Annotated in this window: 6 protein-coding genes and 1 pseudogene; 2 read left to right on the forward strand and 5 right to left on the reverse strand. The window is 70.1% G+C overall.

Annotated features, from left to right (window positions below; translation table 11 throughout):
• From IZR01_RS46515 to IZR01_RS46535, 5 genes and pseudogenes are all read right to left on the reverse strand, one after another.
• Positions 1 to 1112, reverse strand: a pseudogene (locus IZR01_RS46515) (hypothetical protein); the annotation flags it as partial.
• Between the two features lie 26 nt (positions 1113 to 1138).
• Complete coding sequence (locus tag IZR01_RS46520; RefSeq protein WP_194927567.1) at positions 1139 to 1744, reverse strand: RNA polymerase sigma factor; 606 nt, start codon at positions 1742 to 1744, stop codon at positions 1139 to 1141.
• A 45-nt stretch (positions 1745 to 1789) separates the two neighbouring features.
• On the reverse strand, positions 1790 to 2527 hold the full coding sequence (locus IZR01_RS46525) for an HD domain-containing protein (RefSeq protein ID WP_194894938.1): 738 nt from the start codon (positions 2525 to 2527) through the stop codon (positions 1790 to 1792).
• Positions 2528 to 2641: 114 nt separating this feature from the next.
• On the reverse strand, positions 2642 to 2992 hold the full coding sequence (locus tag IZR01_RS46530) for a UBP-type zinc finger domain-containing protein (RefSeq protein WP_194894940.1): 351 nt from the start codon (positions 2990 to 2992) through the stop codon (positions 2642 to 2644).
• Between the two features lie 37 nt (positions 2993 to 3029).
• A complete protein-coding gene (locus tag IZR01_RS46535) occupies positions 3030 to 3755 on the reverse strand; it encodes a Type 1 glutamine amidotransferase-like domain-containing protein (protein WP_194927568.1) in 726 nt (241 codons plus the stop codon).
• A 133-nt stretch (positions 3756 to 3888) separates the two neighbouring features.
• On the opposite strand from IZR01_RS46535, the gene IZR01_RS46540 reads away from it, so the two are divergent.
• Together IZR01_RS46540 and IZR01_RS46545 are read left to right on the forward strand one after the other, a co-directional pair.
• Positions 3889 to 4629, forward strand: coding sequence for a cytochrome P450 family protein (locus tag IZR01_RS46540; protein ID WP_194927569.1), 741 nt, complete (start codon positions 3889 to 3891; stop codon positions 4627 to 4629).
• A 66-nt stretch (positions 4630 to 4695) separates the two neighbouring features.
• On the forward strand, positions 4696 to 7215 hold the full coding sequence (locus IZR01_RS46545; RefSeq protein ID WP_194927570.1) for an ATP-dependent Clp protease ATP-binding subunit: 2520 nt from the start codon (positions 4696 to 4698) through the stop codon (positions 7213 to 7215).
• The last annotated feature ends 506 nt before the right edge of the window (positions 7216 to 7721 follow it).

The raw sequence follows: 7721 nt of genomic DNA on the forward strand, positions 1-7721 counted from the left end.
GGGTGGACCGGGTCGATCGGCCAGCCGGTCGGCCAGGTGGGAGCGCCGCTGGGCAGGCTGGTCGGCAGGCGGGACGGGAGTCCGGTCGGCAGTCCCGTGGGCAGTCCGGTCGGCAGATGCGTGGGCAGGCCGCTCGGGAGCCCGGTCGGCAGGTGCGAGGGCGCGCCGGGGACGCTCGGCAGGTGGGTGGGCAAGGTGGTCGGCCAGGTAGTGGGCCAGCCGTCGCCGGGGTGCGGGGTCGGGATCGGGAACGTCGGGACGTGGCCGTCGCGCGCGTCCTTCTCGGCCTGCGCCAGGCGATTGCAGAAGTCCTGCATCCGCGTCTGCGCCTGGCTCCGCTCCGCGTCCAGCCGCGACTCGATCTTGGCGATCTCGGCGGCCGGCACGTTCGCGGCCTTGGCCAGCTTCTGCAATTCCGCAGCCGTCAGGTCGTGGCCTTGGTCGTCGCGGTCACCGTCCTCGGCCGCCTTGCACAGCCGGAAGCTGTCGTCGCCGAGCAGCTTGGCCCCGGCCGCGTCGAGCGCCGCCTGGTCGTCGCGCAGCGGCGCCGCCTTCGCGGGTGCGGAGCCGGTGGGAGTGGGGATGCCGGGCACCATGGCGTCGGCGTCCTTGTGGTTGCCCGCCAGGCCGGAGCCCTTGAGCGGCGAGTCCTTCGGGGCCGGGAAACCGAGCGAGTGGGCCTTGGACTGCAAGGTGGACGGCAGCGAGTTGGTGGCGGCGGCGGTGGCCGCGCCGACCATCGACACGCCGCAGACGGCGACGGCTATCTTCACCGTCACGGCCTTGGCGAGAAGGGCTTTGCTGAACACGCGTCTCTCCTTGGAGGGTGTCGCGGAGGCGGAGTGATGCGCGGAGAACACGGCACGGGCCGCGTTCTCGCCCGAGAGCTCGGCGGCCAGGGCCGGACCGGCGGCCGCGTCGAGCAGCCGCCCAACAGCTTCCCAATCAGGCACGATATCGAGCTCTGATTCCGTCGGCTGAACTCCCGCGGCGGCACCCGACGCCGCGCCGGCGGCGCCCTGGCCGCCCGCGTGGTCGAGCAGTTCCTCGGCGGCTCGGCGGCCCGGCCGCCGACGGCCGAGGGCCCGCTGGGAGTTCCCTGTCGTACGCATCGTGCCCGAAGGAGCGATCCGGCGCCTCATCGTGTTACACCCGCCCTCGAACCCGTCCGCGCTACTCCTTTGACCAGCGACTTCTCCGGTTCGGCGGCCTTGTCGAGCCGCTTCTTCAACGTCCGCAGGCCGCGCATCGCCGCGACCCGCACGGCCCCGGCGCGTTTGCCGACGACCGAGCCGGCCTGTTCGGCGCTGAGCCCGGCGACGGCACGCAGCAGCACCGCCTCGGCCTGGTCCCGGGGCAGCTCGGCGATCGCGGCCAGGGCCCGGCGGGTGGCCATCGCGGTGAGCGCGTCCTGGGCGGTGTCGTCGTGGGAACGCTGCTCGGGCAGCACGGCGACCGGTTCGTCCAGCGTGCGCCGGTTGCGACGGCCCTCGTCGATGGCGCGGTTGCGGCCGATGCGGAACAGCCAGACCTGGAACGCTCTGGCGTCGCCGGTGAAGGCGCCGAGGTCGCGCGAGGCCTGTAACCAGGTCTCGGAGGCGACGTCCTCGCAGGCCGCGGGAATCAGGACTCGGAGATAGCGCAGCAGCGGCGGGTTCAGGGCGCGCCAGAGCACGGTGAAAGACGCCTCGTCGCCACGCACGGCGCCGTCGAGGGCGTCCGCTATGTCTTGCCCATCCAGCATTGGGGTCCTTGATACGAAGGTCTCGGACCCACCCCGCCGGGCAGCCTACCCGAGCTGTCCGAGGATGGCGCGGAACCGGTCGGCCGCGATGTCCAGCTGCTTCACGATGTGCGCCTTCACCTCGTCGGACAACGGGGTGTCGGGACGCAGCGCGAACTCCCGGAGTTGCGGGACCAGCGGCGCGTACTTCGCCGAGGCCTTGCGGACCTTCGGGCCGGTGGTGTGGATGATGCCGACCCCGTTGTCGGTGAAGTCGGAGAGCTTGACCACCCGGGCCCACGGGTTCGCTTCCAGGCTCTCCACGACGTGCTCGCGGTACTGCTCCTGCTTGTCGCGCGCCGGGTCGTAGTGCGGGTTGGTGACGGCCGCGATCAGTTCCGCGACGCGCGGGGTGAAGGCCCGGCTCAGCACGATCAGCGCCGCTTCCCGTTCGCCGGCGGCGCGTTCGGCGGCGCCCGCCAGATCGGCGAGGTCGCCGGGGTGGTCCTCGACGGCGTCGTGCAACAGCGCCGCGACGACCACCTCGGGGTCGCGCACCTGGTAGTGCCGGATGATGCGGATCGCGACGCGAAGCAGATGGTTGACATACGGTTCGCGGACGCGTTTGTCGGCGGCGTGCAGCCGGGAGGCGACGCGTTCGGCGCGCAGCATCGCGGCGCGCTCGTCGTCGGGGAACGCCTCGCTCTCGACGTCGAACAGCACGCGCAGTCCGGCCTCGCCGTAGACCTCTGTCACGGCGTGGATGGGCATGACTTTCAACTGGCCCCGCTCGATCCCGTCCATGGCGGCGAATGTAGCGGGGTCAGGTGACGTGGTTCCAGCCGAGGGGGCCGGGGGCGGCTGAGGGTCGGCGGCGGAGCAGCTGAAGGGCGGCTGCGGAGCGGCTGCCCGAAGCGGCTAGTCGTTCAGCTTGCTCTGCCAGTCGGCCGGGACGCGGCCCTTCGGCCCGGGCACCGGCTGGTCGGCCGGGTGGCTGTCCGGCGGCGCGAGGGCCGGGCCGGACTCGTAGAAGTTGTCGTTGCTGAAGTCGTAGAACCAGTCCTCGCCGGGCTCGAAGCTGGTGATCATGGTGTGCCCGGTGCTGGCGGCGTGCTTGCGGCCGTGCTGCTCCGGGGAGTTGTCGCAGCAGCCGATGTGGCCGCACTGCGTGCAGCGGCGGAGATGGACCCACCAACCGCCGTTCTCATCGCACTCCACGCAACCGGTGCCGCTCGGCGGGACGCTGGCTTCGACTCCTGGGATCGACATGTCCCCGACGCTACCCGGAGTGCGGCGTGCGCGCTTGTCATGCAGGTCGGGGGTTCGCGTCAGGGGGCAGCAGCCGCACCGGGATCCGGGTCTCGGCGATCACCCCGCCGACCGCCTCGATGCGCAGCGCGCCGCCGGTCGCCGAGGAGCTGACCGCTTCGACGAAGTCGGTGCCGTGGAAGTGCAGTCCGACGAGGTCGTCGACGCCGTAGCCGGCCGGGAGCGCGCCGGAGAGCAGGGCGTCGCGGTAGACCGGACGACGCGAATCCTGGCCGTCGTAGTGCGGACACAGGCTGCCTTCGAGCAAGCCCAGGCCGTCGGCGAGGACCTGGTACGGCAGGCCGAAGGAGTCGGTGGTGCCGCCGCGGAACCAGCACAGCGCGCCGGCGCTGCCGCCGGTGAGGACCGCGCCGTCCTCCCACGCCTCGCGCAGGATCGCGTCCAGGCCCTGGCGCCGCCAGACGTCGAGCATGTTCGCGGTGTTGCCGCCGCCGACGGTGATCACGTCCATCGACCGGACGAAGGCTCGCAGGTCGCTGACGGTGCGATTGAACAGTCGGAGGTGGAACGGCTCGCAGCGGTCGGCGGTGTAGGTCTCGTAGAAGGAGACGATGTAGGTCGGGTCGTCGCCGGTGGCCGTCGGGAGGAACAGGACGCGGGGGCGTTCCTTGCCGGTGAGGCGGAGGACGAACTCGTGGTGGGGGTCGGTGCGGCGCTCCATGAGAGCCCGTCCGGCACCGGTCGCGACGATGTGGCCTGCCATGATCGGCAGCCTAACGGGATGCTTCGGCGAGCGCCGAAGGGAACCGGCCGTACGGTCGGGACATGGTGACTACGGACATGGTGGCTACAGACATAGTGACTACGGACAAAGTGACTACGGACATGGTGACTCCATGGTGACTCTCACTTCGCGCGCCGACATCGAGGCGGCGCTGGCCGATCCGCGGCTGGTTCCGGTGTTGGTTCCGCTGCCGGTGCAATCCGGGCCCGAGGGGACGATGGCGTGGCTGCGGGCCACGGTCGCGCGGTTCACGCACGGCGAGGTGCACGCGCGGCGCCGGGCGTTCGTGGAGGCGGAGCTGGCCCGCGTCGACGTGGACGGGCTGCGCCGCCTGGCCGCCGGCACGCTCGGTGACGATCGGACGCGGGTCTTGCGCGCACTCGCGGGGGCGATGGGGCTGGACGCGTTGGATGATGCGGCGGTCGAGGCGTTGTGCACGGTGACGGACAACTACTTCGGTGGGGACGATCCGGCGGCGGACAAGGCCGTGCGCATGCTGCTGCCGCTGATGCGGACCGACGATCCGGAGCAGGCCGCGAACCGGATCGGGATCCTCATCCAGGCATGTGACGCGACCGCCGCGTTGATCGCCGCCACGCGGGACGGTTCCGGCGACGTCCACACGACCTTGCGCACCGCGCCGCCGGTACAGGTCATGCGCCGGATCGCAGTCGCCGACCTGGTCGTCGAGCTAGAGGTCGGAACGATCGAAATTCCCGAGGGGGCGCCAGTGATTCTGGAAGTCGGACCGGTCGGGCTGACGTTCGGTCACGGACCGCGCGTCTGTCCCGGCCGGGCCCTCGCCGTCGCGCTGGCCGAGGGTGCCGTGGAACCGCCGGTTCTTCCCGCGTAAGGGGTGCCTACCCGCTCGGCGCAGTCTCGCCGTGCGGTCCTCCCATAGTGGGTGTTGTCTGGATTCATGTCCATGAGCTCCTTCGGCGGCTTCTTCGACCGCTCCGACGATCCCTTCAACGACCTGCTCAATCGGTTCTTCGGGATGTCGCCGGAGTTCTCGCCGCCGCGGGTCCAGCGCGTGCCGATCGGTCAGCTGCTGACCGAATCAGCCCGGGAGCTGATCTCCACGGCCTCGCACCGCGCGGCCCAGGACGGCAGCTCTGACCTCGACACCGAGCACCTGTTGTGGGCGGCCACTCAGGTGGAGCCGACGCGCGGCATCCTGGCCGCGGCGAACGTCGACCCGGACCGGCTGGCGCAGACGATCGAGAAGTCGCTGCCGGCGTCCGGTTCCACGCCGTCGGCCGAGCCCGGACTCACCCCGGCGGCCAAGCGCGTGTTGATGGAGGCGCATTCGCTGTCGCAGGCGTCCGGGGCGACGTACGTCGGGCCGCAGCACATCCTGGCGGCGCTGACCGAGGACGCGGACTCCGGTGCCGGGCACGTCCTGAGCAACACCCAGGTGGACGCCAAGGACCTGGGCAAGCGGATCACGAAGGCGTCGCGGGCCGAGGGCCTGCCGGCCGGGCCGGAGCAGCCGACGGACACCCCGACGCTGGACGAGTACGGCCGGGACATGACCGAGGACGCCAAGGCCGGGAAGCTGGATCCGGTGGTCGGGCGGGCGGACGAGATCGAGCAGACGGTCGAGGTGCTGTCGCGGCGGACCAAGAACAATCCGGTGCTGATCGGCGATCCGGGCGTGGGCAAGACGGCGATCGTGGAGGGGCTGGCGCAGCGGATCGTCTCCGGGGACGTGCCGAAGACGTTGGAGGGCAAGCGCGTCGTGCTGCTGGACCTGGCCGGGCTGGTCGCCGGGTCCAAGTACCGGGGCGAGTTCGAGGAGCGGCTGAAGAACGTCATCGACGAGGTCGGGAAGGCGTCGGACTCGACGATCCTGTTCATCGACGAGCTGCACACGGTCGTCGGCGCGGGTTCGGGCGGCGACAGCTCGATGGACGCGGGCAACATCATGAAGCCGGCGCTGTCGCGGGGCGAGTTGAACGTCATCGGGGCCACGACGATCGAGGAGTACCGCAAGAACATCGAGAAGGACGCGGCGTTGGAGCGGCGTTTCCAGCCGGTGCTGATCGCCGAGCCGACGGTCGAGGAGACGGTGCAGATCCTGGAGGGACTGCGCGACCGCTACGAGGCGCACCACGGCGTGAAGTTCACCGACGAGGCGCTGGCCGCGGCCGCGCTGATGTCGGACCGGTACATCTCCGACCGCTTCCTGCCGGACAAGGCGATCGACCTGATCGACCAGGCCGGCGCCCGGATCCGGCTGCGTAACCTCGGGAAGTCGACCGAGGCGATCGAGCGCGAGGACAAGCTGGCGAAGCTGACGCGGGAGCGGGACGAGGCGGTCTCGGCGGAGAACTACGACCGCGCGAAGGACCTGAAGAACCGGATCGACGAGCTCAACGACGAGGTCGCGACGATCGAGGAGCGGCGCGAGGGCGCGCTGAAGGTGACGGAGAACGACATCGCGGAGGTCGTGTCCCGGCGGACCGGGATCCCGGTCGCGCAGCTCAACGAGGACGAGCGGACCCGGCTGCTGAAGCTGGAGGACGCGCTGCACGACCGCGTGGTCGGGCAGGACGAGGCGGTCACGGCGATCGCCGAGGCCGTGCGGCGCTCGCGCGCCGGGATGGGCGACCCGAACCGGCCGACCGGCTCGTTCCTGTTCCTCGGACCGACCGGCGTCGGCAAGACGGAGCTGGCCAAGGCGCTCGCGGAGCTGCTGTTCGGCGACGAGGACCGGCTGATCCGCTTCGACATGAGCGAGTTCCAAGAGAAGCACACGGTCTCCCGACTGCTCGGCTCGCCGCCCGGCTACGTCGGCTACGAGGAGGCGGGACAGCTCACGGAGAAGGTACGGCGCAAGCCCTACTCGGTGATCCTCTTCGACGAGGTCGAGAAGGCCCACCCGGACATCTTCAACACCCTGCTACAGGTCCTCGACGACGGCCGGCTCACCGACGCCCAGGGCCGCACCGTCGACTTCCGCCACACGGTGGTCATCATGACCTCCAACATCGGCAGCCAGCTGATCCTGGCCCACGCCGGCGACACCGACGAGATCCGCGACCAGCTGATGGACCAGGTCCGCGGCTTCTTCCCCCCGGAGTTCATCAACCGCCTCGACGAAACAGTGATCTTCCACAGCCTCGGCAAGGGCGAGATGGGCAACATCGTGGACCTGATGCTCGACGGCTCCCGCCGCCGGCTCAAGGCGCAGGAACTCGGCCTGGAGGTGACGGAGAAGGCGAAGCAGTGGCTGGTGGATCGCGGCTACAAGCCCGAGTTCGGTGCGCGGCCGCTGCGCCGGACGATCCAGTCGGAGTTGGACAACAAGGTCGCGACGCTGCTGCTGGCCGGGGACACGAGTCCCGGGGACACGATTGTGGCGGATGAGACGGACGATCATTTGGTGTGCAGTGTGCGGCATGAGGCTGAGCCGGCGGGGGCTGCCGCCAAGTAGGGCAGGGCTGAGGCCGAGCAAGGCGGGGCGAGTAAGGCAGGGCAGTAAGGCAGAGCGAGTAAGGCAGAGCGAGTAAGGCAGGTAAGGCAGGGCGAGTAAGGCGGGGCAAGAGCTGGTCGGCCGGCGAGCGGTTGGCGGGCGACCGGGTGAGACGGCGCCGCCGCGGATGGGGTCCGCGGCGGCGCTGGTTTGCGTGCAGCCGACGGTCGGCACTTCATTTTGTTAGGACATATTCGCCTCTTATGCATGTATAAGCGACACTGCCGACACAACTGCTAGTGCGGTGGCTGGATTGGTTTGCCGTGTTGGTGGTGTGGTTGCGGGTTGGACGAGAGTCGGGCACGGAGGCCGCCGGTCACGTACGGGGTTAAGGGCGTTATGAAAAAACCGCCTGTTTTCGTCCGCCGGCTTGTGTACGCAAGGCGCGGTCGCGTGGCAGGGCGGACGAAAACCGGCCGTTTTTTCACAACATGTGTGGTCGGCTCAGCCGTGCCCGGCTTGGGTGC

Origin of the sequence: Catenulispora pinisilvae (genome assembly GCF_015356865.1) — a bacterium.
GTDB lineage: Bacteria > Actinomycetota > Actinomycetes > Streptomycetales > Catenulisporaceae > Catenulispora > Catenulispora pinisilvae.

Bases quoted from the DNA above. Each gene is read 5' to 3' on its own strand.
- IZR01_RS46545 (WP_194927570.1), top strand. From the start codon at position 4,696: ATGTCCATGAGCTCCTTCGGCGGCTTCTTCGACCGCTCCGACGATCCC.
- IZR01_RS46540 (WP_194927569.1), top strand. From the start codon at position 3,889: ATGGTGACTCTCACTTCGCGCGCCGACATCGAGGCGGCGCTGGCCGAT.
- IZR01_RS46535 (WP_194927568.1), bottom strand. From the start codon at position 3,755: ATGGCAGGCCACATCGTCGCGACCGGTGCCGGACGGGCTCTCATGGAG.
- IZR01_RS46530 (WP_194894940.1), bottom strand. From the start codon at position 2,992: ATGTCGATCCCAGGAGTCGAAGCCAGCGTCCCGCCGAGCGGCACCGGT.
- IZR01_RS46520 (WP_194927567.1), bottom strand. From the start codon at position 1,744: ATGCTGGATGGGCAAGACATAGCGGACGCCCTCGACGGCGCCGTGCGT.
- IZR01_RS46525 (WP_194894938.1), bottom strand. From the start codon at position 2,527: ATGGACGGGATCGAGCGGGGCCAGTTGAAAGTCATGCCCATCCACGCC.